We start from the raw sequence: 25,678 nt of genomic DNA on the forward strand, positions 1-25,678 counted from the left end.
ATGATAAATTTAAGCGCTATGCTGGAGAAGAACTGCACCAAGAGTGCAGTTCTTTTTAACAGCAAAAAACGGATCCTCGAATATATTGCCGAACTGGCTCATCAACAGCTGCCAGAGATGTCTGAGTACAGCATTCTGGAAGCCCTGATGACCCGGGAAAAGCTGGGTTCAACCGGTATTGGTGGTGGTATTGCCATTCCCCATGGCAAGCTGGACTGTGTTACCTCACCGATCCTGATATTTGTGGTAAGCCAGGATCCGATCCCCTTTGACGCCATCGATAACCAGGGCGTCGATATTTTTTGTGCCATCCTGATCCCGAAAGATCAGTGTCAGGCTCACTTAACTACACTTTCTGGTATTGCAAAACTGCTGACTCAAAAAGATCTGACCAAAAAGATCCGACATGCCAGTTCTGATCAGGAGCTGTATCAGTTATTAATGGACTATAGCCAACAAACGGGTGAAAAATGAAACTGCTGGTAGTCAGTGGCCGCTCAGGTTCAGGAAAATCGGTGGCGCTGAGAGTAATGGAAGATTTGGGCTACTACTGCGTCGACAATATTCCGGTTAATTTATTACCGACTCTCGCTAATGCGGTGATGGGTCAGTATGAGCGGGTTGCCGTCAGTATTGACGTACGTAATCTGCCGAATGAACCGGAAGAGCTGGCGGAGATCCTGTCTTACCTGCCGCGTAAGCTGGAACTGACTATCCTGTATCTGGATGCGGACCACACTACCCTGATTAAACGCTTTAGCGAAACCCGGCGTTTACATCCGCTATCTCACCAGGCGATGTCACTGGATGAAGCGATCTCCCGCGAACAGCAACTGTTAGATCCTATTGCCAGCCGCGCCGATCTCTATATTGATACCACTGACCTTAACGTACACCAACTGGCAGAAGTATTGCGTGAACGGATCCTTGGCCAGAAAACCGGTCGCCTGGTGATCCTGTTTGAGTCCTTTGGCTTTAAATATGGCATTCCCAAGGATGCCGACTTTGTGTTTGATGCCCGTTTTCTGCCCAATCCGCATTGGGAACCAGAGTTAAAGCCCCTGACGGGTCTGGATCAGCCAGTAAAGGACTATCTGGCGGCAGAAGCCATAGTAGGTAAATATATCTGGCAAATTAACAGCTTTATCAGCAGTTGGTTACCGCATCTGGAGCGTAATAGCCGCAGCTACCTGACGATCGCTATCGGTTGCACCGGTGGCCAACACCGTTCGGTTTATATCGCGGAAAGTCTGGCGGAAAGCTATCGCAGTCAACGTGATGATGTGCAAATCCGGCACCGGGAGTTAAAACGTCATCATGGCCGCTAAACTCAGTCAACAGGTTACCATCATCAATCAGCTGGGGTTACATGCCAGGGCTGCCACTAAGTTGGTACAACTGTGCCAGAAATTTTCGGCTAAGGTTGAACTGATGCAGGATGACGGTAAAACCGCCGATGCCGGTAGTGTGCTGGCACTGCTGATGCTGGCCAGTAGCAAGGGCAAAACCCTGACTGTTACCACTGAAGGGCCTGATGCTGCAGCAGCGCTAGAGGCGATAGTGGCGTTAATAGACGCCGGCTTTGACGAGCTCTGAACCGGCGATTTCGGCCGGTTTTTCTTTATTCCCCCCCCTAAATCTGCTACCTTTACTGCCTTGTTCAGTTCTTTTAATTGAAAATTAGTAGCTTGAACTACTCTTAAACAGCAATCCGCGCCACGCCGGGGTGCGTATCAACCGCAATTTCAGGCTATCTAAACAGGAGTAGCTTATGTTAAATGTGGTCCTCTCGATCTTTTTGCTCGCCTGTATCGCGCCACATCTGTATCGACTGCTCGGTAAACATACTGGTCTGGTGCTAGCGTTGTTACCCGCTACGCTATTTATCTATTTCGCCAGCCAACTCAGTGCCGTCAGTCAGGGGCAGCCGCTGCTGCAAAGCTGGCCATGGTTTCCGGGGCTGGGTATTCAGCTCAGCTTTATGCTGGATGGCTTGTCGTTACTCTTTGCCTTACTGATCACCGGTATCGGCACCTTTATCCTCTGCTATGCCGGCCAATATCTGCAAGGGCATCCGGCACTGGGGCGCTTTTTTTTATTCTTGCTCAGCTTTATGGGCGCCATGCTCGGCCTGGTATTATCCGATAATCTGATCACCTTATTTGTGTTCTGGGAACTGACCACCGTCAGCTCCTTTATGCTGATTGGCTTTAATCACGAAGATAGCGAGTCACGCCAAAAAGCCCATCAGGGGTTGATGGTAACAGTGCTGGGTGGTTTGGCGCTGATGACAGGGCTGATTATGCTGGGTATGGCCGCGGGCAGCTATCAACTGAGTGATGTGCTGCAACAGGATTTGACCGGTCACAGCCTCTATCTACCGATGCTGATCCTGATCCTGCTGGGAGCCTTTACCAAATCAGCGCAAACACCTTTTCATTTCTGGCTACCGAATGCGATGGCAGCTCCAACACCGGTAAGTGCTTACTTACACTCTGCAACTATGGTAAAGGCCGGGGTTTATCTGCTGGCGCGCCTGCAACCCAGCCTGGGAGGCAGTGAAGTCTGGTTGCTGACCTTAAGTGCAGTGGGAGCACTCACTATGCTGACCGGTATTTTCCTGGCCAGCCGCGCCACCGGCATCAAAAAAGTGTTGGCCTATTCCACTGTGATGGCGCTGGGTACCCTCACCATGTTACTGGGGTTAGGTACCGAAAAGGCGGCGCTGGCCGCAGTCACCTTCTTATTGGCGCATGCGCTGTATAAAGGGGCACTGTTTATGATTGCCGGTATTCTCGACCATGAAGCCGGCATCAAGGACTTTGAAAAAGCATCCGGCTTACGCAAGCTGATGCCTCGCACTACCCTGGTTGCGGTAGTGGCGGCTCTGTCTCTGGCCGGCGTGATCCCGCTATTTGGTTTTGTCGGTAAAGAGCTGCTGCTGGAGGCAGTGTTAAGCGGCTCGCAGTGGCAGTTGGGACTGACCGCCGCTACGGTACTGGCGAATATCTTTGTGGTGCTGGTTGCTGCGCTGTTGGCGATTAAACCCTGGTTTGGTCAGGCGTTACCGACACCTAAGCCGGCGCATGATCCGGGCTGGCAAATGTTAGCCGGGCCCGCCGTACTCGCTACGCTTGGTTTGATTTTCGGTCTGTTACCGATGCTGCCGGACCAGTACTTATTAAATGCGGCAGCAACCGCGGTCTATGGCCAACCTATTAGCGGTTATCTGGCACTGTGGCATGGCATTAACCTGCCATTAATGCTTAGCCTTGGCAGTCTGGTGTTGGGTTTATTACTATTCCGCTTCTGGCAGCCGTGGCGCAAACTTACCGCCGTGGTGGAGACGCTGAGTAAAGCCGGGCCGGAAGCCGGCTACAACAAACTGATGGCAGCGCTGGTCAGCTTTGCCGCCTGGCAAACCCGGGTGCTACAGAACGGTTATTTACGCAATTATCTGCTGACGACGATGGCGACAGTGGTACTGTTGGTCGGCTGGGCGATGCTAAGGCTGGAGCACTTTGAGCTAAACTGGCAATTTAGCGATGTCCGGGTGCAGGAAGCCGTGATTTTTCTGGTCTTGCTAACCACCATTATCAGCGCTGTGGTACTGAATTCTTTCCTTGGCGTAGTGGCGCTGCTTGGCGCACTGGGTTTTGCGGTGGCGCTGATTTATGTGTTCTTTAGCGCGGTCGATGTCGGTATTACCCAGGTGTTGGTCGAAACGATCACTGTGTTGCTGCTGGTGTTGGTACTGTACCGGTTACCCGAATTCCGTCGCCTATCTTCCACCGCCCACCGTGCCCGCGACGCTCTGATTGCAATTGCCAGTGGCACCGTTATTACCCTGTTGATTTTGCTGGTTACCGCCTCCCGCTCCATGGAAGGGATAGCCTGGTACTTTCTGGAGAAGAGCGTCCCGGAGGGTTATGGCCGCAACGTGGTTAACGTGATCCTGGTTGATTTCCGGGCCCTGGATACGCTGGGCGAGATCTTCGTATTAGCGCTGGTGGCGATCGGTGTCTATGCCATGGTACACCTGCGAACCGGCGCCAAGCCGGTAACCAATGCCGATAAAAGGTTGACCGCCGAACAGAAGCGGCAACAATCTGTTAAAGGAGAGCTGTAATGAGCCGTCAGTTTAATATGCGCTCACTGATCCTGAGCACCGGCACCACTATTATATTGCCGCTATTGTTATTGTTTTCTTTGTTCTTGCTGTTACGCGGTCACAATGAACCCGGCGGCGGCTTTATCGGTGGTCTGGTAGCCGCAGCAGCTATCGCGTTAAAATTATTTGCCGATGATTACCCCTCTGCCAAAGCCCTGCTCAGGGTGCATCCGCTGCAACTGGTTGGCATTGGCCTGGCTTTGGCAGCCTTATCTTCACTGCCCTCGTTGTTGGTAGGCGATAACTTCTTTACTGCTCAATGGTGGACACTGCCACTGCCAATTTTTGGTGAGTTAAAACTCAGCACGCCGCTGATCTTCGATATCGGTGTTTTTCTTGGCGTGATTGGCACCGTGCTTACTGTTATTTTTACTCTGGTGGAGGCTGAACACTAATGACCACCATGATGGCTATTCTGATTGGCTGCCTCTACGCAGCCGCCATTTATATGATGCTGCGCCGCTCAATGGTAAAGCTGTTAATCGGTCTGATCTTACTGTCGAACGCGGCAAACCTGCTAATTTTCACAGTCGCTGGCCTGGAACGTGGCGTGCCGCCACTGATTGCTAAAGGGGCAGAAACAGTGGTCGGTGGCTCGGCTGACCCATTAGCACAAGCGTTAATTCTCACCGCTATCGTTATTGGTTTCGGTGTACTGGCTTTTGCCGTGGTATTGCTGCACCGAGCCTATGAGGTGATCCGTACCGACGATATGAACGAAATGAAAGGGACCGACTAATGGATATGTCAGTTCTGATTGCGTTACCGGTTATTATTCCGCTGATTATCGGCGCGCTGTCGCTGGTGGCGCTGAATAACCATGGTGTACAGCGTATTCTGGGCGTACTGGGCACAGCTGCAGTGCTGGTCGCGGCGATAGTACTGCTTTGGCAAACCTGGCTTAACGGCATTAAGGTGCTGGAGGTGGGTTCCTGGCCGGCGCCCTTTGGCATAGTGCTGGTGTCGGATTTACTGGGTGCCATTATGGTGTTGCTGGCCGCCATTACCGGCTTCGCCACCGCAGTTTACAGCCTGAAAACGGTGCGTAAGCGCTTTGAGCGCTTTGGCTACTACCCGCTGTTACACCTGCTGCTGGCCGGCGTGAACGGTGCCTTTTTAACCGGCGATATCTTCAACCTCTACGTCTGGTTTGAAGTCTTGCTGGTGGCCTCTTTTGCACTGCTGATCCAGGGCGGCGAGCGGGCACAAATGGAAGGCGCCATCAAATATGTGACGCTCAACCTGTTGTCCTCTGCTCTGTTCCTGACCGCGATCGGCCTGCTGTATGGTCTGGTCGGCTCCCTGAATATGGCAGATATCGCAGTACGGTTACAGCAGGTTGAAGATCCGAAAATGGTGACGCTGGTGGCAATGCTGTTTTTGATCGCTTTCTCGATCAAGGCGGCGGCCTTCCCGCTGTTTTTCTGGTTGCCTGCCTCTTATCACACGCCTCAGGTTGCCGTGTCAGCGGTGTTTGCCGGCCTGCTCACCAAGGTCGGAGTTTATGCGCTGTACCGGGTGTTTACGCTGATGTTTACCGGCGAAGTCGACTTTACGCATCAGATCCTGCTGTGGATGGCGGTCTTTACCATGCTAACCGGGGTGCTGGGAGCAGCATCGCAGTATGAAGTGCGCCGCATCCTTAGTTTCCATATTATCAGCCAGATTGGTTATATGATGCTTGGCCTGGCGCTCTTTACGCCGCTGGCACTGATTGGCGGTGTGTTCTATATCATGCACCATATTATCGTGAAGGCGAACCTGTTCTTTGTCGCCGGTATGATGTACCGGCTGGGTGGCAGTTTTGAATTAAAGCAGCTGGGTGGACTTTATAAGAAACACCCCGGACTGGCGCTACTCTTTATGATCCCGGCGTTTTCTCTGGCCGGGGTGCCGCCGCTCTCCGGCTTTTTCGCCAAGTTTATTCTGATTAAAGCCGGTGTCGAAGCACAAGCCTGGTGGGCGGTGGCCATAGCGCTGTTTGTTGGTCTCTTTACCTTGTTCTCAATGATCAAGATCTGGAATGAGGCGTTCTGGAAGAAAGCGCCAGAGCCAGCAATTGAAGTGCCGGCACCGTACCGCAATACTGCCCTGTACTGGACCACCGGTCTGCTGGCGGCGATGACAGTGGCCATTGGTATCTTTGCCCAGCCAATCTATGTGCTGGCCGAAACCGCCGCGCAGCAGTTACTGGAGCCGCAGCGCTATATTGAGGCTGTGTTGGGAGGCGCGAAATGAATCCATTATTAGCGAATCTGGTGATGGCCCTGATCTGGGCCGCCCTGACCGATACCATGAGTGGTGTCGGCTTGCTGGTCGGCTTTATCGTGTCTTATCTGGTGTTGATCTTCGTTTTTCGCGGTCAGCCAGAGGTGCGTAAATACCGGTTACAGGTACCACGTTTACTGAATTTTATGCTGTTCTTTACCAAAGAACTGATTATGGCCAACCTGAAGGTGGCCTGGGACGTGCTGACACCGACCAATTTGATGAAACCCGGCGTTATCGCGATGCCGCTTCGGGCAGAAACCGATATGGAAATTACCATGGTGGCCAATGCCATCTCGTTAACACCAGGGTCACTGAGTCTGGACGTGTCAACCGATCGCAAGGTGCTCTATGTGCATGTAATGTACCTGTACGATGAGCAACAGGTGATGTCTGAGCTAAAACGGATGGAAGCAAAAATTTTAAGGGTGATGCGATGAATAGCATTTTGGATTATGCCGTGCTGGCCGGCTTTGTCATTCTGGGGTTAGCCTTACTGTTAGCCATGGTAAGGCTGCTACGTGGCCCGAGCCTGCCGGACCGGGTCGTGGCACTGGAACTGATCGCCTCTATCACCGTCGGTGTTATCGGTCTTTATGCCATCCGTAGTGGTAAAGATGCCTATATTGATGTCACCATGGTGCTGGCGCTTACCGCCTTTTTAACCGCCATTGGGTTTGCCCGTTATCTGGAACGAGGAGGTCAACGCCATGATCAGTGAACTACTTGCCGCCATTTTCTTATTGGCCGGTTGCCTGTTTATGCTGGTAGCCGCACTCGGCGTGTTCCGGATGCCAGACCTGCTGACCCGAATGCACGCCACCACCAAATCCGGGGTCTTGGGTGCCGGTTTAATTATGTGTGCCGTGATGCTGTTCTTCGGTGAAAGCAGTGTCACCTTAAAGGCGCTGGCGGTGATGGCTTTTACCACCCTCACCTCGCCGATTGCCGCCCATACTATAGGCCGCGCCGGCTACTTTATCGGTGTGCCACTGTGGGAGAAAACCTTAAAAGACGAGCTGCAAGGCCGTTATGATGAGCAAAGCCATACGCTTCGCAGTCAGGAAGCGTCGGACACCGAGCAGAAGAGTTAAGTTAGGCTAACGCCGGATTAATCATTAATCATCCGGCGTTTCACTTCTATTGCCCTCTTTACTGGCAAACGCCTGGCCGCGTTTTAATTCCTGTTCGCCCTGGGTATGTTCCACCGCTTTTAAACGGTGGTGCAGTGCCGTTTTAATCAACATATGAGCACTGACCGGCGCTGTGATCAGTAAAAAGATGGTGATCAGCATTTCATGCACGCTCAGCGTTTCCGGTGACATACTGAAATAGAAAATCGAGCCCAATAAGATCCCTCCCATGCCAAGGGTCGTGGCCTTAGTTGGGCCGTGCAAGCGGGTAAAGAAATCCGGCATCCGTACCAGACCAATAGAGCCAATCAACACAAAGCTGCCGCCGAGTAATAAAAAGAAGGCAACAGCCCACTCAAGCCAATGGTTCATGCTTCCTCCTATTCAATAATGTCGCCACGAAGTAAGAACTTACATACCGCGACGGTACTCACAAAACCAATCATCGCAATCAGCAGCGCCGCTTCAAAATACAGCGGCGAGCCCATCAGCAAGCCATAAAGGATAATCAGCGCGATACTGTTGATATACATGGTATCCAGCGCCAGGATCCGATCGGGCAGGCTGGGACCACGCATCAGCCGCCATAGATTAAGCAGCAATGCCAGGCTAATCATCCCGAACACTAAAAAAATCACCTGCGCTAACATTGGAAGATCTCCTTCAGTGGTGCTTCATAGCGGCTTTTGATGGTGGCAATCAGCTCGGCTTCATTATCCATATCCAAGACGTGGATCAGTAACCAGCGCTGTGGCTGCGGTTCGTCGGGTGCCAGATGCTCGATGCTGGGGTAAATGTCGGCACTTACCGTTCCCGGGGTCATCGATACTGACGCTGCGAGAATGGTCAGCGGTAAATTATGTTGTAAATCCAGCGGGATCCGGACAAAGGCAGGGCGCAGCTTCTTAACAGGTCCCAGGATCAACACCGCCACCTGTGCATTAGCGGTAATAATGTCGGCAAACACCCGCAGAATATAACGCAGCGCCAGGCCCGGGCGTTCAATTAATGGCTGCGGATCGCGGAAGCGGTAACAGATCCAGGGAATACCAATCGCCAATACTGTTGCAAAAAACAAATGCAGCAGCGCCAGACTCTGGTTCAGCAATAACCAGATCACAAATAACAGCAGGCTACGATAAGGCGTCGGCAACCAGCTAAAGCGGGGTGTCATTCTCATGGTAAGACTCCTGAGCCGGGAAGAATGCTTTGGATGGTACCCAGCACATCTGCCAGTTGGCGGGCGGCAGCAAAGCTAAGTTCTGTCAGCGGGCCGGCGAATACCATTAGCAGCAGGCTGGCACTGAGTAACCATAACACGGCAAATAATTGTAAAGGTTGCACCCGCTCTTCGGCTTTTTGCATACCACTTACCCGCCAGAACAGGGTACTACCGGCACGTGACAGACCAATCAGTACTAATAGGCTGGATAACAACAGAATAGCCCACAGCCAGTATTGACCATTGGCGCCAAAGGCCGCCTGCAGCAGCATCACCTTGCCGATAAAGCCTGATAACGGCGGTAGGCCAGCGACAGAAATAGCACACAGCACAAAGAGCGTGCCCAACAACACCGGTTGATTCACCCGCCGCGCGGCGACCAGTCGATCCTGTGCCTTGCCACGCTGGGTCGCAATCAAATCTGCCAGCAGGAATAAGGCGCCACAGATCAAGGTCGAGTGTACGGTATAATACAGTACCGCAGCATGGGCAGCGGTATTTTGTACTGCCACCAGCACCACCAGACTGCCAACCGAAACCAGCACCAGATTGGCAACCAGCTTACGGAAATCCTGACTGGCCAGCACACCAATGGCGCCAAGCAGCATCGTCGCTAAGCCAAAGGGCCACAACCAACTGTTCGCTAACCCTTGTAGTGGGCCAGCTTGCTCGCCAAAAATGGTGGTAAACACCCGCAGCAGTGCATAAACACCAATCTTGGTCATTACCGCAAACAGGGCGGCAACAGGCGCCGAGGCGGAGGCATAGGTAGCCGGTAACCAGAACTGCAGCGGCAAAATAGCCGCCTTCAGCGCAAAGACTATCAACAGCATTAAGGCGCCGGCTTTAACCAGCATCAGGTTATCATCCGGCAACTGGGTGACTTTCAGTGCCATGTCGGCAATATTCAGCGTGCCCAGGGTACCGTACAGGATCGCCAGGGCCAGCAAGAACACTGCCGAGCCGGTCAAGTTTAGTATCACATAATGCACAGTCGCACGGGTTTTATTTTTGCCACCGGCATGGATCAACAACGCATAAGAGGCAATTAGCAGCACTTCAAAAAATACGAACAGGTTAAACAGGTCGCCGGTAAGGAAGGCGCCGTTAATCCCCATTAGTTGGAACTGAAACAGCGGGTGGAAGAATGAGCCTTTTTCATCTTCACCGGCACTGCCATAGCTGATGGCGCCCAGAGCCAGAAAGGCAGTTAGACACAGCATAATGCAGCTGACCAGATCAGCCACCATTATGATACCAAAAGGCGGTTGCCAATTGCCCAAAGCATAAAAGGTAAGCCCTTGCTGCTTAATAGTGAGCAGCAAGACGACGGATACCACCAGCAACAGCGCGGTGGAGATCATACTGAGCCAGCGCCGGCGCTGCGCTGAGTAGTGGATTGGTGGCAGCATAATCAGCAGCGCCGTTAAAAACGGCAGTAAAATCGGCACCAGGATCAAATGATTCATTTGGTGCGCTCCCGCTTGGCGTGGCGCGGTGCCGGCATACTGCCATCCACGTGGTCATTCCCCAGATCGGCCCGGGCCCGGATCGCCAGGATCACTAAAAAGGCTGTCATCGCAAAACCTATTACTATCGCAGTTAATACTAAGGCCTGCGGCAAGGGATCCGCATAACTATCTGAGGTTCCTAACACCACAGCGCCTTTCAGATTTAAGCGGCCGGAGGCAAAGATAAACAAATTGACCGCATAAGACAGCATGGTCAAACCTACCACGACCGGGAAGGTACGGCCACGCAGCATTAAAAACACGCCACAGGCGGTTAAAAAACCGATACATAAGGCAAACAGGGTTTCCATTACAATTGCTCCTTATGAGTTGGCCGGTACGAAGTGGTCATCTTACCCAGGCTGGCCAGGATCAGCAGGGTCGCGCCAACAACAGTGACATAGACGCCCAAATCAAAAGCAATAGCACTGGCCAGTTCGATTTCTCCGAATAGCGGCAGCTGGAAGTAGTCGAACCAGGACGTCAGATAAGGGCGACCAAACAGCCAGCTTGCTAACCCGGTCATAAAGGCAATCAATAGACCCACTGCCACCACCCGCTGATACTCGATATTCATCCGCGCTTTAACCCAGTCCACCCCCTGCGAGATATAGAGCAGGATAATTGCCACCGCAGTAATCAAGCCGGCGATAAAGCCACCACCCGGCAAATTATGACCACGGAAGAAAATATAGATAGACACCATCAGCGCCAGCGGCAGGATACTCTGGGCCACGGTGGCCAGCAGTAACGGGTGCCGCTCACGGGCCCAGGGCCGGCCTTCGCCGTCGCTGCTCGGTTTAAATACCGGAATACGGGTTAGTAATTTAAAGATCCCCAGCGCAGCGATCCCCAGCACCGCGATTTCACCCAGCGTATCAAAGCCGCGGAAATCGACCAGGATCACATTCACGACATTGGTGCCGCCACCGCCGGTTTTGGCATTCGCAATAAAGAAATCAGAAATGGTGGTAAAGGGCCGCGTCATAATGGCATAGCTCAGACTACCAACAATAATACCGACCAGGGAGGCCAGTCCCAGATCCCGCACTACTTTAGATGGCTCAGATTGTTTTGGCGTTTTGTGCGGCAGGAAGAACAGTGCCAGCATCAACAGAATAATGGTCACCACTTCTACACTTAATTGCGTCAGTGCCAGATCAGGGGCCGAAAAGCGGGTAAAGGCAATCGACACCATCAGACCCACCACTGAAATCATCAGTAAGGCCACGACCCGTTTGCGATGCCAGACCACAGTGGCAAAGGCACTGATCAGCAGCATAGCAGCACCGGTCGCGTTAACGGCATCGATAGGAATTTCTGCCCGGCCGCCGCCCAGTGCATCCATCTGGATCAGCGGCAAGCCGGCCAGGATCACAAAGGCGGTTAACAGCAGCGCCATATAGCGCTGCAATGAGCCGTTATCAATCCAGTTATACAGCTTTTCAGCGCCGCGGGTCAGCTGCTTCATCAGCTGCTCGAAAATATTCAGCGTATCAACACCAGGCAGCGCACTCTGAAAATCAAACAGTTGCTTGCGTTTTACATACATCAGCACACCACCGGCCAGCGCGATGGCGCTCATCAGCAGCGGCAGATTGAAGCCATGCCAGATCGCCAGGCTATACTCCGGTAAATTACCGGCGAGCACCGCTGCGGCCGCACTATTTAATAAACCACCGACCAACATCGCGGGTGCTATCCCAACCAGAATACAGAGCAGTACCAATACCTCAACCGGTAAGCGCATATAGCGCGGCGGCTCATGCGGTGTCTTGGTCAGGCCTTTCGGCTGACCATTAAAGAACACATCATGAATTAAGCGTAGCGAATACGCGACCGAGAAAATTGCCGCCACCGTTGCCAGTAGCGGAATAATCCAGGATAAGGCGCCCAACAGGTGCTGTTGCAATGTTTCAGCGAAAAACATTTCTTTCGACAGGAAACCATTCAGCAGCGGCACCCCGGCCATGGCCGCAGCGGCTACCATCATCAGGGTCGCGGTGATCGGCATAAATTGCCACAGACCATTTAGGCGCCGCATATCGCGCGAACCGGATTCATGGTCAATAATACCGGCGGCCATAAAAAGTGAGGCTTTAAAGGTCGCATGGTTAATAATATGAAAAACGCCGGCCACCGCCGCCAACGGCGCATTCAGACCAAATAATAAGGTGATCAACCCCAGATGGCTGATGGTGGAATAGGCCAGCAAGCCCTTTAAATCATGTTTAAACAGCGCCAGATAAGCACCAACCAATAAGGTCGTCAGGCCGGTTAAGCTAACCAGCAAGAACCAGAGCTCGGTGCCGGACAACGCCGGGTAAAAACGTGCCAGCAGGAAAATACCGGCTTTAACCATAGTAGCAGAGTGCAGATAGGCACTGACCGGCGTCGGGGCCGCCATGGCATTAGGTAACCAGAAATGAAACGGAAACTGTGCTGACTTGGTAAAACAGCCCAGTAAGAACAGCACCAGCAACAGCGGATACAGACTGTGCTGCTGAATTAAGGCACCCTGCTCTAAGATATCAGCCAATTGGTAACTGCCGGCAATATTGCCCAGCAGTAAAAACGCCGCCAACAAACAAAGCCCGCCACCACCGGTAATGGTTAATGCCATGCGGGCGCCGCGGCGCGCTTCAGACTTATGCCACCAGAAGCTGATCAGTAAAAAGGAACTGATGCTGGTGAGCTCCCAAAACAACCAGATTTGCAGAATATTACCCGACAGCACTATCCCCAGCATCGCGGTCATAAACAGCATCAGAAAACTGTAAAAGCGCGGCATCGAGTCCTGCTCAGACAAATAATAACGGGCATACAAAATAATCAGCAGGCCAATGGCCAGGATCAGCAAGGAAAACAGGTACGCCAGACCGTCCAGCCGCAGCGTCAGATCCAGCCCCAGCAGCGGGATCCATTGCCATTGCTGCAGCAGTACCTCGCCGGAAAACACGCTTTGAGTAGTGCTTAATAAGATCGCCAGCGCGAGAGCTGGCGCCGCCGCGGTACCCCAGGCATTACGGCTGCGGGATTGTTTGGCCAGCAATAACGGCACCAGGGTCCCCAGCATCGGTAGCAGCAAAATCCATAACACATTCATAGCGCAGTAAGTTCCTGTAAGTGATTAAGTGGCTGACCTGAGTAACAGCAGCACCCCGCCACCCTTACGACAGCAGCTGGCACCGATTTGACTTCAGCATAGAGGATGTCTGGGAATTCCGACATGGCAGGTAAAATAATTTATTATTATGCTTATAGTTATACCTGTAGCGCTGAAAAAAGTCTATCGCTGGCAGGCTAAAGCGAGGCAGGGAGCGCGAAATGCAGGGGCAACGACCGGCAATGCAGCCGTTGCCCAAAACGCAGCGGCTATTTTGCCAGCAGATTCAGAATAAAGGCATATTCTTCAGCCGTTTCCGCCAGACGGGCAAAACGCCCTGACTTACCACCGTGTCCGGCTTCCATATTGGTGCGGAACAGCAAGGGGTTGTTGTCGGTTTTCAGCTCGCGCAGGCGGGCGACCCACTTCGCCGGCTCAAAATATTGCACCTGGGAGTCATGTAAGCCTGTGGTCACCAGCATAGCCGGATAGGCCTGAGCAGAAACCTGATCATAGGGCGAGTACGACAGCATATAATCGTAAAAAGGTTGCTGTTTCGGGTTACCCCATTCATCAAACTCGTTGGTGGTCAGTGGAATGCTTTCATCCAGCATGGTAGTCACCACATCGACGAACGGCACATGTGCGACCAGCGCCCGGTATTTCTGCGGTGCCATATTCGCCACTGCACCCATTAGCAAGCCGCCGGCGCTGCCACCCATACCAATCACCTTATCTTTGGCGGCATATTTTTCGGCTACCAGATAATCAGTAACGGCAATAAAATCAGTAAAGGTATTGATTTTATTCAGCAGTTTACCCTGTTCATACCAATGCCGGCCCATTTCCTGACCGCCACGAATATGTGCAATGGCATAAACAAAGCCGCGGTCCACCAGCGATAACACGCTAGCCCGGAACCAGGGATCCATCGACATACCATAAGAGCCATAGGCATATTGATACAGGGGGGCAGAGCCATCCCGTTTAAAGCCTTTGCGATACAGCAGTGATACCGGGATCCGGGTACCATCCTGCGCCGTTGCCCATACCCGCTCTGTCACATAGTTGGCTTTATCGAAGCCACCTAACACTTCCTGTTGTTTCAACAGCGTCTTCTCACCGCTTGTCATATCCAGCTGATAGACGCTGGGCGGCGTGGTCAAAGAGGTATAGGTATAACGCAGCAGAGTGGTATTCTGCTCGGCATTCATGTCAAAGCCGGTTACGTACGCCGCTTCATCAGAGCTGATATAATAGGCCTTGCTCGGATCCTGCCATGGCATCACCCGGATCCGCTGTAAACCGTCACTGCGCTCACTGATCGCCAGATAATCATTAAACAGCTCAAAATTTTGGATAAAAATCTGCTCGCTGTGCGCCAGCAGTGGCTGCCAGTGTGCACGATCACCGATTTTATCAGCCGCCACTGTCATTAGCCGATAGTTCGGCGCTTCCCAGTCAGTACGGATAATCCAGCGGCCGTTCAAATGCTCAGCACCGTACTTAAAATCACGCTGTCTTGGCGCTAACACCTGAAACTGACCATCAGTTTTGGCCGCGTCCAGCACTCTAAGCTCGTCAGATACGGTACTACCAAGCTGAATCATTACATAGCGGTTATCCTGACTATTGCTGACCCACATATAGAAACTGTTGTCTGACTCTTCATAAACCAGCGCCGCCTTGGCCGGGTCCTGACCCAGGGTATGCCGCAGCACCTTGTTACTAAGCAAGGTCACCGGATCGTTTTGTACCACAAACAGCTGTTTACTATCCGCCGACCAGGCAATGGCTGCCGAGAGTCCGCTTAAAGAATCCGTTAATTCTTTGCCGGTACGCAGATCCCGTACCCGCAGCGTATACTGACGCCGGCCATTCAGATCTTCCATATAGGCCAGTAACTGCTGGTCCGGGCTGATCGCCAGATTAGCGACCTGATAAAAATCCTTACCCTCAGCCAGTTGATTCACATCCAGCAGCACCTGTTCGGCACCGCCGCTCGCCGCCTTACGGGCATAGATTGGGTATTCTTTACCGGTTTCATAACGGCTGTAGTACAGGTAATCGCCTTTGCGGTATGGAACTGAGCTGTCATCCTGCTTTACCCGACCAATAATTTCTTCCGTCAGTTGCGTCGTCAGTTGTTGGTAGCCCGCGCTATATTGGCGGTACCAGGCATTTTCCTGCTCTAAATACGCCAGGACTTTCGGATCAGAGCGCGTATCATCACGCAACCAATAATAAGGATCGTTACGGGTACCATGGGGTGACACCACCTGAAAATCCACTTTGGCGGCTCGTGGCGCCTCCGTTAATACTGCTGAGCTGGCCATCACCGGAACGCTGAGGATGGCGACAAACCACAGCAGCGGCTGTTTCAGAAACATCTTAACCTCGCTTTGCTTTCGTTAATAAAGACATTTTCATTTAGCACGTTTTTTTAACCTGTTTCCAGCAAAAAAATGTAAAACACTGTAACATCCGACCTGGCAGCCCTTGCAGCATGACTTATACTGATGCAAAGTAGCCGCTGATCGCAAATAATAAGAAAAATAGGAGAGTCAAAATGAGCTTATTAACCACTGAACAAGTGGCAGAGGTGTTGGGTATTCCGGTGATCCGGGTCGAACGCCTAACCCGCGAGCATCTGCTGGTGCCAGCAGAGACAGATGCCAGTGGTAAGCCGATGTTTGCCGAAGAAGACGTCAAACGCTACAAGGTATTAGCGGAACGGCTCGGTGGTCTCTGATTGCAGCAACTGCTGTAATCTCTGTTGCCAACTGTTTGCCCTGTGGTGCAGGGCAGGCGTAGCCTGATACCAAAGCCAGCAAAAGCCACTATACAGGCATTTTGCCAATTGCAGACGTTGCGGCAAGGTCGCAGCCAAACGCTCTGCGGTATGCCGGTCCGGATAGCGCCGCTGTGCGCTATATTGACGCAACAACCTTTGCTGCTGTGCTGCTGTCAGCTCAAAATGCAGCATAATCGCCGCCAAATCAAAGCTGTTATCACACAGCTGACTGTACTCAAAATCCAGTAACCAGATTTTATTGCCATTCCACAGTAAGTTATCGGCGTGCAAATCCAGATGACAAAGCACCAGATCCGTTGCCATCCCCGCTAATTGCTCAGCACAACGCTGCAAGGCGGCGAAAAGGTTAGCTGCGGGTTGTAAGGTGATCTGCTGTCCCTGAGCCAATAACTGCCGTAAGTAACTGGCAGGCTGTAATAGTGGCGTTTGCACCCTTAGGTTATGCAAAATCCCCAATGTATCCGCCAGCAAGCTCAAACGACTGTCGGTAAGCTTAAGCGGCTCGCCACCGGGTAGAAATTCCGAAATCAGCAGTTGCTGATGATTATGCAGCAGTAAAGGTGTGGCAGCGATCTGTTTAGCAGCGGCGGCCTGTTGGCAACGGAACTCCTGCTGCCGACATACGCCAAGTTGACGGGCATAGCGCCGCAGCACATATTCACCGCGTGCAGTACGCAGATAGTAGTTAAGATTACTCTGCCCAGCGGCCAGGGGCCGGATCTCCAGCGGCGGGTGCTGCTGAAAAAACTCCAGTTGTTCGCAAAGCTGCCTTACAGCGTCTTGCTGTGCAATGTCAGCTGCAGTTGATAATGGCTGCGCCATGCAAAATATCCCACCACGGCAATAATGGTATACAGCATAAACAAGCCGGTCAGAAAATACAGATGTTTTTGCGCATAGATAAAGATCGACACGGCATCAATCACCACCCAGTATAGCCAGTTTGATAACAGCTTTTTCGCTACCAGCCAGGTGGCAACCAGGCTAAAGGCAGTGGTCTGGGCATCCAGATAGGCAAAGTCGGCGCGGGTATAATTGGCCATCAGGTAGCCTAAAGCCAGACCGCCCATCGCGGTCAGGCTGATCAGTAATAAATGACGCTGCCAGGCCCATTCAAACACGGTATGAGCCTGCCCGGGTTGCTGCTTCAGTTGCTGCCAGCGCCACCAACCATACAACGCCATACCGGCATAATACAGATGCAGCAGCGCATCGGATAACAAGGCTGAATCCCACATCACATGGGTGAAAAGTAAGGTGCTGAGCAAGGCCGCCGGCCAGCACCAGATGCTTTGCTTCAGGGCCAGTAACACATAGGCTATCGCCAGTACCGTCGCCACCAGCTCGATACTGTGTAACAGTTGCCAGTCGGCAATCAGCTTGCTCAGCAGTTCATTCATGGCCGTAAATCGCCGGGAATAAACTTACAGACAAACACCAGCTTACCGTAGTGTTCCATCGACCAGCGCATACAACGTTGTAAAGCTTGCATCACAGCGTCGTATTCACCAAAGATCTGGGTGCTCATGGTATTAGTCAGCACTTCAATTTCCGCTTCCTGTGCTAACTGCCCAAGAAAAGCCAGAATAGGGCCTTTATAATCCTCGGCCAGCGGATACTTACTAATTTCAACTGAAAGTTGCATTCGAACCTCCGTTAGAAGCTATAGCTGATAGTGGCACCGAAGCGGCGCGGTTCAGCAAACTGTTCATAAACATGGGGTGCATATTCATCACGGGGATCATTGCCAAAATAGAAACCCCGTACCCCAACATCTTTATCCAGCGCATTACGCAGCCATACGGCCAGCTCCCACTGTGCCAGCTGATAGCCAAGCCGCAGATTCAGCAGTTGGCTGCTACCGGCTTTAGCATTATGACCATCTGAGTAGTAGAAACCACTGTTACCCTGCACGCCGGCCTGCAGCGTCAGCTGTTCAGTCAGATACCAGTCGGCGCCGACACTGTAGTTAACACGTGGCGCATGCGCCTGATCGCGGCCGGTCATATCCAGGCCACTGTCGGTCAGGTAACGACCCAATTTGCTTTGCAAATAGCCAAGATTGACAAAAAGTTGTGTACTTGGAGACAACAGCAGTCGGGTTTCGGCTTCCAGACCATAGTTTCGGCCACTGGCGGCATTATCGATAAAGCCGGCAAACTCCGGGCCCAGATCCGGATTTAACCAACCCTTAACCTGCATATCATCCCGCCACATATAAAACGCAGCCACCCGGGTAGTCAAACTGCCATCGGCGGCGCTGCCTTTTACACCAAATTCGGCATTCAGCAAGCTCTCTGACTTAAAGCTGGCTTTTTCAGCCAGTTGCGCAAAACGATCTTCGCCGGCTCTGGCCAGAGCTTCGCCATTGACCCCGCCCACCTTATAACCGCGCGATAACAAGCCGTACAGCATCGCTTGCTGATTTAGCTGATAATTCAGGCTGATTTTTCCGCCCCACAGGGTTTCGTCCGGGCGCAAACTAATATTACCCGAGTCCAGATAGTCATCGCGGTAGCGTTCGACACGACCACCCAGTACCAGCGTCAGCTTGTCGGTCAGTGGGCTTTGGGTTTCAGCATAAAGCGCCAGATTACGCCGCTCCAGGCTGCTATCAAAAAAACGCCAGCGACTCTCGGCCCGGCGTAATCGCGACAGAGACAGGTCGCGTTGACTGGCATAAAGCCCAACAACCCAGTCAGTTTGCCCCCATAGCTGGCCGTCGGTTTTAGAGGTTAGCCGGTAATCCAGCGTCCATTGTTCACGGCCGCGCAGGTAACGATCCTGATAGGAGTAACCCCAGGGATGGATACCAACATAACTCCAGTCTTCATCAAAGCCATAATCCGAATCCGCGTTCAGATAGCTCAGCTGGGTAAACATATCCGCCAGCGCCAGCCCCTGATAGTCAGCTGTTACGGCTACAGCTTTGCTACGTAATTTGTCCTGCCCGGGTTCATCGGATAAGGTGGTGCGGTTACGATCCAGCGAAAAGGCGTCGTAACCATTTTGCTGATCAATCAAATGCGCGATAAAGCCAAGTTTCAGCTCAGCTAACGCCTGATAATCAAGGCGCAGCCGGGCAGTAAATTCATCCAGATTATTGGTATCATCGCGGTTCAGATAGGCATTTTTAATAAAACCGGCTGATTTATTCTGATCCAGCGTCAGACTGTACGCCAGCTGTTCGCTGATCGGTGCGCTATAGACCCCGGTTAACTGCCAGCTATCGTAGTTAGCCACAGTGGCGTTGACCTTCCCTTCCGCTACGGCGGTAGGCGCCTTACTGGTCAGATTTACCATGCCAGCCAGCGCATTGGTACCAAAACGGGTGGCTTCCGGGCCACGGAAGATTTCCAGTTGCTCCGGATGCGCCAGACTGCTGATCCCCAAGCCAGCATAGTCGATGCCATCAATCAGAATGCCCACCGACGGGTTAATCACATCAATAAATTCGCTGCGCTCGCCAATACCCCGCACCTGTAAAAAACGGCCACGGGACGCCCCGGCGGCAAAGTTGACATTGGCGAATTGCCGCAGTGCGTCATCCAGGTGTTGTACCGACTGGCGTTGTAAATCCTGCTCGGATAAAACCGCCACACTGCCCGCCAGACGTTGCAGATCCTGTTGCCGGAAATCGCCTTTTACCGTGATATGTTCAAGTTCAGCTTCGGTTGCACTGACCGCTAGGGCAGCGCTTAACGCCAGAGATAATGCAGAAATACGAAACAGCATGTGATCAACTCCGAATAGATGTAGCGGATCACACAGCATGGCTCAGGACAGGAAAGTCACAGGCGCGCTTTTTGGGGAGTTAGCACCATCCCTCCGCCGGTATGATCCGGATCAGGTTCTAAGGGTTTACCTAAAAAGGTATCTCAGCACTCCGTTACAAAACGTAACGAGGCACCCCTTGGTAGCGGGAGCAGTCTAGACGTTCTTTGACTAAAATACAATATGCGCTAACGCCATTGCCCGTCTTGGTCTAATCCATCCTGCAATCGTTGAACAATATCCTTTGCAGGAATAGGTTTTGAGAAAAGATAACCTTGTCCGATATCACAGGCATGCTGCGTCAGCGTCTTGGCCTGGGCCTGAGTTTCAACACCCTCAGCAACAACTTCCAACCCTAGCTTACGCACCATGGCGATAGTGGAGGTGATAATATCGAAATCTGCCTGATTATCGAGCATGCCAAACACAAAGCTCTTATCAATTTTGATGATATCCACCGGCATTTGCCGTAAATAGCTAAGCGATGAATATCCCGTACCAAAATCGTCGATCGCCAGCCGGAAGCCTCGTGCCTTGAGCAGTTGCATGCTGGCAATGGTGGCCGGGATATTGTTGGCAAGCAGGCTTTCTGTTAATTCGAACTCAAGATAACCCGCTGCTTGCGGATAGCGCTGGTTGAGTCTATCCAGTAACGCAGGTAATGCCGGATCATTTAACTGGGCTGTCGACAGGTTTATCGCTATCGTCAACTCACTAAAGCCCTGTTGTTGTAATTCTGTTAGTAGCTGATAACTCTTTTCAATCACCCAGTAGCCGACCGGAATCATTAGCTGCGCATACTCCAGCACAGAAATAAATTCATCCGGCGGAACCATCCCTCTACTAGGGCTTTGCCAACGTAACAAAGCTTCCAGCCCAATCAGCTTGCGATCAGCGAACCGGATCTGTGGTTGTAAATGCAGATCAAATTGTTGATGCAAAAGCGCCAATTTTAAATCTGCCTCCAGAGCCAAACGGTTTTGGAATGCATCAAACATTTGCTGGCTATAAAAGTGGACCACATTACCGCCACGGGCTTTCGCCTGATACATTGCCAGATCCGCCTGACGCACCAGATCATCCGTTTTCAGTCTCGGATTACGGGTACAACTGATGCCGATACTGACATTTAGGCCATACTCTTCTTGTTCTAACTGCATTGGCACGCTAAATACGTCAATCAGACGCAATGCCAGTTCTTCCAGCTCATTCGGACTAGTGACCTCGGTGACCACGACGAACTCGTCGCCACCAAAGCGACAAATCAAATCCGTCTTAGTCAGAGCGGCTCGTAAGCGGTGCGCCGCTTCAATTAACAGCTGATCACCATGTTCATGGCCTTTAATATCATTGACCCGCTTAAACTGGTCGAGGTCAAGAAATAACAGACCGAGCCAAAAACCTCCACCGGATAAAGCAGCAATACGTTTCTTCAGCTGAAATTGCAACATGTTGCGATTTGCCAGACCGGTTAGCAGGTCAAACATCGCCATATTTTCCAGCTCTCGGGTTTGAGATTGAATCGCATCCTGCAATTTTTCCAGCTGATGACTCAAGGTCTGACTTACCGCACTTAACTTATCAACCTCGTCGGTTAACATCGGGCTGGCCACGGGTAAGGTTTCTCGGAATAAACGGAACTTACTCTCTGCCAACAAGGGTAGCGCGCGCGAAACCTGGAGTAAACGTCCACTCAGCCGGCGGGTAAGCCAGAAAGTTAACCAGGCAAATAGCAGAAAACATAATGATGCAAACATAACCAACTGCCATTGAAAACGTTGATTGGCACGCTGATACTCACTAATATCTTCCAGTAAAATTAATTGGTAACGTTTGTTCTCTTGTTCTGACAGCACCAAACGATATACCGAATAAGTTCCCGCGACGGAGGCCACTTGGCTGGCCAGCTCAGAACTTTGCAGAAAAAGGCTTAAATCAGGCTTACTCAAGCTCGCGGTAGCAGAGAGTAGCGCCGTACCAGTTTTATCCTGGCTAACAATAACGATTTCACTTTGTAACGCCTGCCCGAGTGCAACCACGACATCAGCCAGTGTTTGGCTGGCAAGCAATACCGCTATTTGCCCGCTAGCATCGGCAAGCGGCACACTGATCACGTTACTGCAATGTTCAGCGCAGTAAATGCGGGACAGCGCCCGCTGCTGCAGACGCGTATCATCAACCAAAGTGCGTAATTCAATGGGGAAGCTCTGGTTCGCAAAAGACGGCTGCTCGGCTTGTTCAAACAACCATAACGCATCAATCTTCAGATAAAGACTGAAACTCTCCTGCTGTGTTGCTAACTGCTGCAGAAAATGCGTAAAACCATCTTGCCGCTGTAACTCAACTTGCTCAGCAAAGCTTTCAAACCAGGCATGTTGCTGGCTTGAAAGTAATTGCAGATACTGTTTGAAGTGCTGTTCTACCTGCAGCTGCTTTAGTTGTTGCTGCCCGGCAAAACTGTCGCTTAAGCGTTGCAGCGATAAGCTGGTGACTAAAATCAGCAATATCAGCATTAATGCCAGCGTCAGCAGTAGAATTTTCGATGGGAAACTCAAAAAACGCATCAGAACCAGTACATCAGTTGCAGCGCCCAAACCTGCCAGTGACGCTGATTATTCAAAGCCAGGTCGGGCATTAAACTGGGTGACAGACGGCCAGTTCCCTCAACCCAGTGCTGTTCTGCCTGTAGGCGCCAACGCGTCGCAAAATCATAACTTAGCCCCAGCATCAAGGTATGCTGATAACCAAAATGGGCTGGTATCCCTGCCGTCTGCAAGTTGCTGCCATGACGGTCGTCTTTATCCCGGGTGTAATAATCAACGCTGGCTATCGCTGTCAGCCCATGCTGAAAACGATATCGCGCTAAAACGTATCCGCCCCAGCCAAATTGCGTTTGCGCAAACCCTGACTGATAAAATCCATTGATTGACAAGCGTTCCTGCGTAACTTCGGCGGCTAATTCCCAATTTTCCAGCTGGTAACGCCAGTTCAGCATAACACGTTGCACTGTCATATCCCCCGATGAGAACAGATCACTCTCTGCGGGTTTATACTCAAACTCAGAATCCAACAGTGATATACCGTAAGTTGCCTGACTATCTGCCGGCTGCCAAAACACGCTGGCCTGATGCACATATTTCTGACGCGCCCTGCCACGGATCAGGGGGCCAAGTAATAACTGTCCCTGCGCATCACTAATGCTGGTTGCGCCGAAACTCCAGTTATATTCTAATTCACCATACTGATGTTGCCGGTATCCTTTAACTGCTATGCCATCACTGGCTACTGCGATATCACGAAATACATCGTAATAAACGGACTGTGGCAAAATAATGCTTGGACGGGTAAAAGGAACATCACGGGTGCTGGAATACAACCAGTGCTGATTTTTATAACGACCTAAATATAAGTTAAGCTGATGATCAAAACGATCAATCACACTGATATCAGCAAACAAGTAATCCAGTCGAACACCCTCTGGATAACGGTTACCGCCATTCAGGTAAACGACTTGTCCAGCGATTTTAAATTTATCGTATCGTTGCCACTTGGCGTTTAAACCCAGCTCAGTTAGTGCAGCCGAAGCATTACCACTATTGTTAACCGCATTACTGTCTGCTGCTTGCACCAATCCCTGGGCAACAAAGCCATGCCAATCCAGATCGCTTGCAGCCAGAGAACCACTTAATAGTAAGCTGCTGACACTGAGTACTGTTACGGTAATGTTACTTTTCATGAAGTGTCACCACCCTGAGTTCGGCAGATCTGGTACTCTGCGGCAGATAGCCAATAGCGCCGGGCGTCTGCTCAAGCGCATTTAATAAGGCGTCGACTGATGGAAAAAGTTGAGGAGTACCACCGATACCCGAATACCGCTGCCGATGCCAGATTGCATCAAGCTGATAAGGAAACATTTTCAGGTAATTGCGAGTGAAACTATTATGCTCTGCAGTATCTGAAGGCAATACCAACACCTGGATAGCCTGACCGTCTGCCCACCGCGTTTGCCGCATACTAAAAATGGCTCTTAACTGCGCTGTGGTCAACTGCGTCTCACTAACCGAAGGATGCACTACGACTTCAACCGCCCTGCAAGGCAGTGCTAAAAGTAGCAAACAGCAAAATCCATACAACAATCTCATTGTTTATCCGTTTAATCAGCGCCAACCAAGTGCCCGCCCAAAAAAGCCGGCATTTAAACCGGCGTATCTAAGTCTAAGATATTGAATACACAATATTTAAGCAATAGTACCTTTGGGTTGTTACCAACAGATAAAAAATTTATAACCCCAAATACCAGGTAGCAATCGAAAAATACAGCACTACCCCTGCCACGTCCGCAATAGAGGTAATTAAGGGGCCACTGGCGGTGGCCGGGTCGAGATTAAAACGGCTCAGTAAAAACGGCAGCGACATACCTATTAAGCTACCAACCAACACCACCAGCATCATAGTGGACGCGACGACGACGGCAATATCAGCGCCACCGCGCCAAAAACCAAGACCAACTACAGCGGCGGACATAGTTAAACCCAGCAAACCGGCAACCAGGCACTCTTTGCCCAGCAAATAGCCCCAGTCGCGCAGTTTGATATCACCGGTGGCCAGGGCCCGAACCATTAGCGTACCGGATTGGGCGCCGGCGTTACCGCTACTGGCAATAAGTAACGGCAAAAAGAATAATAAAGCCAGATAACTGGAAATGGTTTCTTCATAAAAGGCGATACCGGCACCGGAAAAAATATTGCCAAACACCAGCACAACCAACCAGAACACCCGCTTGCGGTACAGCAGGCCGATACCCGCCTCTTTTACGCTACTTTCCAGCTTGCCGATAGTGGCCGTTTTATGGAAGTCTTCGGTGGCCTCTTCTTCGGCGACGTCCATCGCATCATCGTAGGTTACGATGCCAACCATCTGCTCCAGCTCATTGACAATCGGCAGGGCCAGTAAGTCATATTTGGCGATCAGTGCTGCTACCTCTTCCTGCGGCATTTCAACGCTGGCACAGATCGGATCGTGATTCATTAAATCATCCACCCGCATACTGACTGGTGCCAGGATCAGGTCACGTAAGCTGACCACGCCAATCAGTTTTCGCGCTTTATCTACAACATAGGCAGAATAGATAGTTTCTTTATCCGGCGCTTCACGGCGCAGTACTTCAATCGCCTCCCGCACGGTCAACTCCGGCTGCAGGATTGCGTAATCCGACGTCATAATGGCACCGGCAGTGCCCTCCTCGTAGGAGGTCAGACGCAGCAGATCCTCACGTTCAGCCTGAGCCAGTGCCGGTAATAACGTATCACGCTGTTCATCAGTTAAGCGGTTAAACAGATCGGCGCGTTCATCAGACGACATTTGCCGGATAATCGGTGACAGTTTGCGCCGGCTGACCCGAATCGCCAGCCGCACTTGCTCTTCGGCGGGTAAGTAGCCAAACACCTCAGCTTGCTCAGCCCGTGGCAGTGCCGTCAGTAAGATCCATTGATCCTGAATTGAAAACTCAGTTAAGGCCGCGGCATAGTCAGCCGGGTGTACGTCTTCCAGTTGGTCACGGACCAGATGTACCGTATCACGCTCCAGAGCGGTGCGCAGGGTATCGATAAGAACGGGTAATTCCATAACGGCCTCTTATCAGCTCGGGCGCTTGATAAGAGACATTATAGCGTCAGCTT

26 protein-coding genes and 1 riboswitch are annotated in these 25,678 nt (G+C 51.6%); of the genes, 11 read left to right on the forward strand and 15 right to left on the reverse strand.

What is annotated here, in order from left to right; all coding sequences use genetic code 11:
• The 10 genes from ptsN to mnhG all read left to right on the forward strand — a co-directional run bounded on the left by ptsN (position 1) and on the right by mnhG (position 7,533).
• Positions 1 to 474: a PTS IIA-like nitrogen regulatory protein PtsN gene (gene ptsN / locus AJE_RS06380; RefSeq protein WP_008606860.1), complete on the forward strand. Its 474-nt coding sequence runs from the start codon at positions 1 to 3 to the stop codon at positions 472 to 474.
• Positions 471 to 1,328, forward strand: a complete 858-nt coding sequence (rapZ, locus tag AJE_RS06385) for an RNase adapter RapZ (protein ID WP_008606859.1) — start codon at positions 471 to 473, stop codon at positions 1,326 to 1,328. The genes ptsN and rapZ overlap by 4 nt, the downstream gene beginning before the upstream one ends.
• Positions 1,318 to 1,596 (forward strand): HPr family phosphocarrier protein, encoded by a 279-nt coding sequence (locus tag AJE_RS06390; RefSeq protein ID WP_008606858.1) that lies wholly within the window; start codon positions 1,318 to 1,320, stop codon positions 1,594 to 1,596. Before rapZ ends, AJE_RS06390 begins: the two co-directional genes overlap by 11 nt.
• Before the next feature lie 175 nt (positions 1,597 to 1,771).
• On the forward strand, positions 1,772 to 4,129 hold the full coding sequence (locus AJE_RS06395; RefSeq protein ID WP_008950154.1) for a putative monovalent cation/H+ antiporter subunit A: 2,358 nt from the start codon (positions 1,772 to 1,774) through the stop codon (positions 4,127 to 4,129).
• Positions 4,129 to 4,566 carry a Na+/H+ antiporter subunit B gene (locus tag AJE_RS06400; RefSeq protein ID WP_008950155.1) on the forward strand — a complete coding sequence of 146 codons (438 nt, stop codon included), beginning with the start codon at positions 4,129 to 4,131 and terminating at the stop codon, positions 4,564 to 4,566. Before AJE_RS06395 ends, AJE_RS06400 begins: the two co-directional genes overlap by 1 nt.
• Entirely contained in the window at positions 4,566 to 4,910 is a 345-nt protein-coding gene (locus AJE_RS06405) for a Na+/H+ antiporter subunit C (RefSeq protein ID WP_008950156.1), read from the forward strand. Before AJE_RS06400 ends, AJE_RS06405 begins: the two co-directional genes overlap by 1 nt.
• Positions 4,910 to 6,409 carry a Na+/H+ antiporter subunit D gene (locus AJE_RS06410; RefSeq protein ID WP_008950157.1) on the forward strand — a complete coding sequence of 500 codons (1,500 nt, stop codon included), beginning with the start codon at positions 4,910 to 4,912 and terminating at the stop codon, positions 6,407 to 6,409. Before AJE_RS06405 ends, AJE_RS06410 begins: the two co-directional genes overlap by 1 nt.
• Complete coding sequence (locus AJE_RS06415) at positions 6,406 to 6,879, forward strand: Na+/H+ antiporter subunit E (protein ID WP_008950158.1); 474 nt, start codon at positions 6,406 to 6,408, stop codon at positions 6,877 to 6,879. The genes AJE_RS06410 and AJE_RS06415 overlap by 4 nt, the downstream gene beginning before the upstream one ends.
• Complete coding sequence (locus AJE_RS06420; protein WP_008606852.1) at positions 6,876 to 7,160, forward strand: MrpF/PhaF family protein; 285 nt, start codon at positions 6,876 to 6,878, stop codon at positions 7,158 to 7,160. Before AJE_RS06415 ends, AJE_RS06420 begins: the two co-directional genes overlap by 4 nt.
• Positions 7,150 to 7,533, forward strand: a complete 384-nt coding sequence (gene mnhG, locus AJE_RS06425; protein ID WP_008950159.1) for a monovalent cation/H(+) antiporter subunit G — start codon at positions 7,150 to 7,152, stop codon at positions 7,531 to 7,533. Before AJE_RS06420 ends, mnhG begins: the two co-directional genes overlap by 11 nt.
• Before the next feature lie 24 nt (positions 7,534 to 7,557).
• Here mnhG and AJE_RS06430 read toward each other — a convergent pair whose 3' ends face one another.
• The 7 genes from AJE_RS06430 to AJE_RS06460 form a co-directional block, all read right to left on the reverse strand.
• Positions 7,558 to 7,944 carry a Na+/H+ antiporter subunit G gene (locus AJE_RS06430; protein WP_008606850.1) on the reverse strand — a complete coding sequence of 129 codons (387 nt, stop codon included), beginning with the start codon at positions 7,942 to 7,944 and terminating at the stop codon, positions 7,558 to 7,560.
• Between the two features lie 8 nt (positions 7,945 to 7,952).
• Positions 7,953 to 8,222, reverse strand: a complete 270-nt coding sequence (locus AJE_RS06435; protein ID WP_008606849.1) for a K+/H+ antiporter subunit F — start codon at positions 8,220 to 8,222, stop codon at positions 7,953 to 7,955.
• Entirely contained in the window at positions 8,216 to 8,752 is a 537-nt protein-coding gene (locus AJE_RS06440; RefSeq protein WP_008950160.1) for a Na+/H+ antiporter subunit E, read from the reverse strand. Before AJE_RS06440 ends, AJE_RS06435 begins: the two co-directional genes overlap by 7 nt.
• Positions 8,749 to 10,263, reverse strand: coding sequence for a monovalent cation/H+ antiporter subunit D (locus AJE_RS06445; RefSeq protein WP_008950161.1), 1,515 nt, complete (start codon positions 10,261 to 10,263; stop codon positions 8,749 to 8,751). Before AJE_RS06445 ends, AJE_RS06440 begins: the two co-directional genes overlap by 4 nt.
• Entirely contained in the window at positions 10,260 to 10,616 is a 357-nt protein-coding gene (locus tag AJE_RS06450; protein WP_008950162.1) for a Na+/H+ antiporter subunit C, read from the reverse strand. The genes AJE_RS06445 and AJE_RS06450 overlap by 4 nt, the downstream gene beginning before the upstream one ends.
• Positions 10,616 to 13,411 (reverse strand): monovalent cation/H+ antiporter subunit A, encoded by a 2,796-nt coding sequence (locus AJE_RS06455; RefSeq protein WP_008950163.1) that lies wholly within the window; start codon positions 13,409 to 13,411, stop codon positions 10,616 to 10,618. Before AJE_RS06455 ends, AJE_RS06450 begins: the two co-directional genes overlap by 1 nt.
• A 269-nt stretch (positions 13,412 to 13,680) precedes the next feature.
• The gene (locus AJE_RS06460; RefSeq protein WP_008950164.1) at positions 13,681 to 15,801 is read right to left on the reverse strand and encodes a S9 family peptidase; all 2,121 of its coding nucleotides are present in this window, start codon (positions 15,799 to 15,801) and stop codon (positions 13,681 to 13,683) included.
• A gap of 179 nt (positions 15,802 to 15,980) precedes the next feature.
• On the opposite strand from AJE_RS06460, the gene AJE_RS06465 reads away from it, so the two are divergent.
• Entirely contained in the window at positions 15,981 to 16,163 is a 183-nt protein-coding gene (locus AJE_RS06465) for a MerR family transcriptional regulator (RefSeq protein WP_008950165.1), read from the forward strand.
• On the opposite strand, the gene AJE_RS06470 is transcribed toward AJE_RS06465, so the two are convergent.
• The 8 genes from AJE_RS06470 to mgtE form a co-directional block, all read right to left on the reverse strand.
• Positions 16,137 to 17,048 (reverse strand): phosphotransferase, encoded by a 912-nt coding sequence (locus tag AJE_RS06470; RefSeq protein ID WP_008950166.1) that lies wholly within the window; start codon positions 17,046 to 17,048, stop codon positions 16,137 to 16,139. The genes AJE_RS06465 and AJE_RS06470 overlap by 27 nt on opposite strands.
• The gene (pnuC, locus tag AJE_RS06475; RefSeq protein ID WP_008950167.1) at positions 16,997 to 17,626 is read right to left on the reverse strand and encodes a nicotinamide riboside transporter PnuC; all 630 of its coding nucleotides are present in this window, start codon (positions 17,624 to 17,626) and stop codon (positions 16,997 to 16,999) included. The genes AJE_RS06470 and pnuC overlap by 52 nt, the downstream gene beginning before the upstream one ends.
• Positions 17,623 to 17,871, reverse strand: a complete 249-nt coding sequence (locus tag AJE_RS06480; protein WP_008950168.1) for a hypothetical protein — start codon at positions 17,869 to 17,871, stop codon at positions 17,623 to 17,625. Before AJE_RS06480 ends, pnuC begins: the two co-directional genes overlap by 4 nt.
• A gap of 11 nt (positions 17,872 to 17,882) precedes the next feature.
• The gene (locus AJE_RS06485; protein WP_008950169.1) at positions 17,883 to 19,961 is read right to left on the reverse strand and encodes a TonB-dependent receptor; all 2,079 of its coding nucleotides are present in this window, start codon (positions 19,959 to 19,961) and stop codon (positions 17,883 to 17,885) included.
• Between the two features lie 71 nt (positions 19,962 to 20,032).
• Positions 20,033 to 20,150: riboswitch (TPP riboswitch) on the reverse strand.
• Between the two features lie 38 nt (positions 20,151 to 20,188).
• Positions 20,189 to 22,564 carry a putative bifunctional diguanylate cyclase/phosphodiesterase gene (locus AJE_RS06490; protein ID WP_008950170.1) on the reverse strand — a complete coding sequence of 792 codons (2,376 nt, stop codon included), beginning with the start codon at positions 22,562 to 22,564 and terminating at the stop codon, positions 20,189 to 20,191.
• The gene (locus tag AJE_RS06495) at positions 22,564 to 23,736 is read right to left on the reverse strand and encodes a hypothetical protein (RefSeq protein WP_008950171.1); all 1,173 of its coding nucleotides are present in this window, start codon (positions 23,734 to 23,736) and stop codon (positions 22,564 to 22,566) included. Before AJE_RS06495 ends, AJE_RS06490 begins: the two co-directional genes overlap by 1 nt.
• Positions 23,726 to 24,115: a hypothetical protein gene (locus AJE_RS06500; protein ID WP_237709316.1), complete on the reverse strand. Its 390-nt coding sequence runs from the start codon at positions 24,113 to 24,115 to the stop codon at positions 23,726 to 23,728. The genes AJE_RS06495 and AJE_RS06500 overlap by 11 nt, the downstream gene beginning before the upstream one ends.
• A 166-nt stretch (positions 24,116 to 24,281) precedes the next feature.
• A complete protein-coding gene (mgtE, locus tag AJE_RS06505; protein ID WP_008950173.1) occupies positions 24,282 to 25,625 on the reverse strand; it encodes a magnesium transporter in 1,344 nt (447 codons plus the stop codon).
• Positions 25,626 to 25,678 lie beyond the last annotated feature (53 nt).

The sequence above is a fragment of the Alishewanella jeotgali KCTC 22429 genome (assembly GCF_000245735.1).
In the GTDB taxonomy this organism is placed as follows: domain Bacteria; phylum Pseudomonadota; class Gammaproteobacteria; order Enterobacterales; family Alteromonadaceae; genus Alishewanella; species Alishewanella jeotgali.

Excerpts from the sequence above, each read along its gene's own strand:
- ptsN (WP_008606860.1), top strand. The coding sequence starts at position 1 with ATGATAAATTTAAGCGCTATGCTGGAGAAGAACTGCACCAAGAGTGCA.
- rapZ (WP_008606859.1), top strand. The coding sequence starts at position 471 with ATGAAACTGCTGGTAGTCAGTGGCCGCTCAGGTTCAGGAAAATCGGTG.
- AJE_RS06390 (WP_008606858.1), top strand. The coding sequence starts at position 1,318 with ATGGCCGCTAAACTCAGTCAACAGGTTACCATCATCAATCAGCTGGGG.
- AJE_RS06395 (WP_008950154.1), top strand. The coding sequence starts at position 1,772 with ATGTTAAATGTGGTCCTCTCGATCTTTTTGCTCGCCTGTATCGCGCCA.
- AJE_RS06400 (WP_008950155.1), top strand. The coding sequence starts at position 4,129 with ATGAGCCGTCAGTTTAATATGCGCTCACTGATCCTGAGCACCGGCACC.
- AJE_RS06405 (WP_008950156.1), top strand. The coding sequence starts at position 4,566 with ATGACCACCATGATGGCTATTCTGATTGGCTGCCTCTACGCAGCCGCC.
- AJE_RS06410 (WP_008950157.1), top strand. The coding sequence starts at position 4,910 with ATGGATATGTCAGTTCTGATTGCGTTACCGGTTATTATTCCGCTGATT.
- AJE_RS06415 (WP_008950158.1), top strand. The coding sequence starts at position 6,406 with ATGAATCCATTATTAGCGAATCTGGTGATGGCCCTGATCTGGGCCGCC.
- AJE_RS06420 (WP_008606852.1), top strand. The coding sequence starts at position 6,876 with ATGAATAGCATTTTGGATTATGCCGTGCTGGCCGGCTTTGTCATTCTG.
- mnhG (WP_008950159.1), top strand. The coding sequence starts at position 7,150 with ATGATCAGTGAACTACTTGCCGCCATTTTCTTATTGGCCGGTTGCCTG.
- AJE_RS06430 (WP_008606850.1), bottom strand. The coding sequence starts at position 7,944 with ATGAACCATTGGCTTGAGTGGGCTGTTGCCTTCTTTTTATTACTCGGC.
- AJE_RS06435 (WP_008606849.1), bottom strand. The coding sequence starts at position 8,222 with ATGTTAGCGCAGGTGATTTTTTTAGTGTTCGGGATGATTAGCCTGGCA.
- AJE_RS06440 (WP_008950160.1), bottom strand. The coding sequence starts at position 8,752 with ATGAGAATGACACCCCGCTTTAGCTGGTTGCCGACGCCTTATCGTAGC.
- AJE_RS06445 (WP_008950161.1), bottom strand. The coding sequence starts at position 10,263 with ATGAATCATTTGATCCTGGTGCCGATTTTACTGCCGTTTTTAACGGCG.
- AJE_RS06450 (WP_008950162.1), bottom strand. The coding sequence starts at position 10,616 with ATGGAAACCCTGTTTGCCTTATGTATCGGTTTTTTAACCGCCTGTGGC.
- AJE_RS06455 (WP_008950163.1), bottom strand. The coding sequence starts at position 13,411 with ATGAATGTGTTATGGATTTTGCTGCTACCGATGCTGGGGACCCTGGTG.
- AJE_RS06460 (WP_008950164.1), bottom strand. The coding sequence starts at position 15,801 with ATGTTTCTGAAACAGCCGCTGCTGTGGTTTGTCGCCATCCTCAGCGTT.
- AJE_RS06465 (WP_008950165.1), top strand. The coding sequence starts at position 15,981 with ATGAGCTTATTAACCACTGAACAAGTGGCAGAGGTGTTGGGTATTCCG.
- AJE_RS06470 (WP_008950166.1), bottom strand. The coding sequence starts at position 17,048 with ATGGCGCAGCCATTATCAACTGCAGCTGACATTGCACAGCAAGACGCT.
- pnuC (WP_008950167.1), bottom strand. The coding sequence starts at position 17,626 with ATGAATGAACTGCTGAGCAAGCTGATTGCCGACTGGCAACTGTTACAC.
- AJE_RS06480 (WP_008950168.1), bottom strand. The coding sequence starts at position 17,871 with ATGCAACTTTCAGTTGAAATTAGTAAGTATCCGCTGGCCGAGGATTAT.
- AJE_RS06485 (WP_008950169.1), bottom strand. The coding sequence starts at position 19,961 with ATGCTGTTTCGTATTTCTGCATTATCTCTGGCGTTAAGCGCTGCCCTA.
- AJE_RS06490 (WP_008950170.1), bottom strand. The coding sequence starts at position 22,564 with ATGCGTTTTTTGAGTTTCCCATCGAAAATTCTACTGCTGACGCTGGCA.
- AJE_RS06495 (WP_008950171.1), bottom strand. The coding sequence starts at position 23,736 with ATGAAAAGTAACATTACCGTAACAGTACTCAGTGTCAGCAGCTTACTA.
- mgtE (WP_008950173.1), bottom strand. The coding sequence starts at position 25,625 with ATGGAATTACCCGTTCTTATCGATACCCTGCGCACCGCTCTGGAGCGT.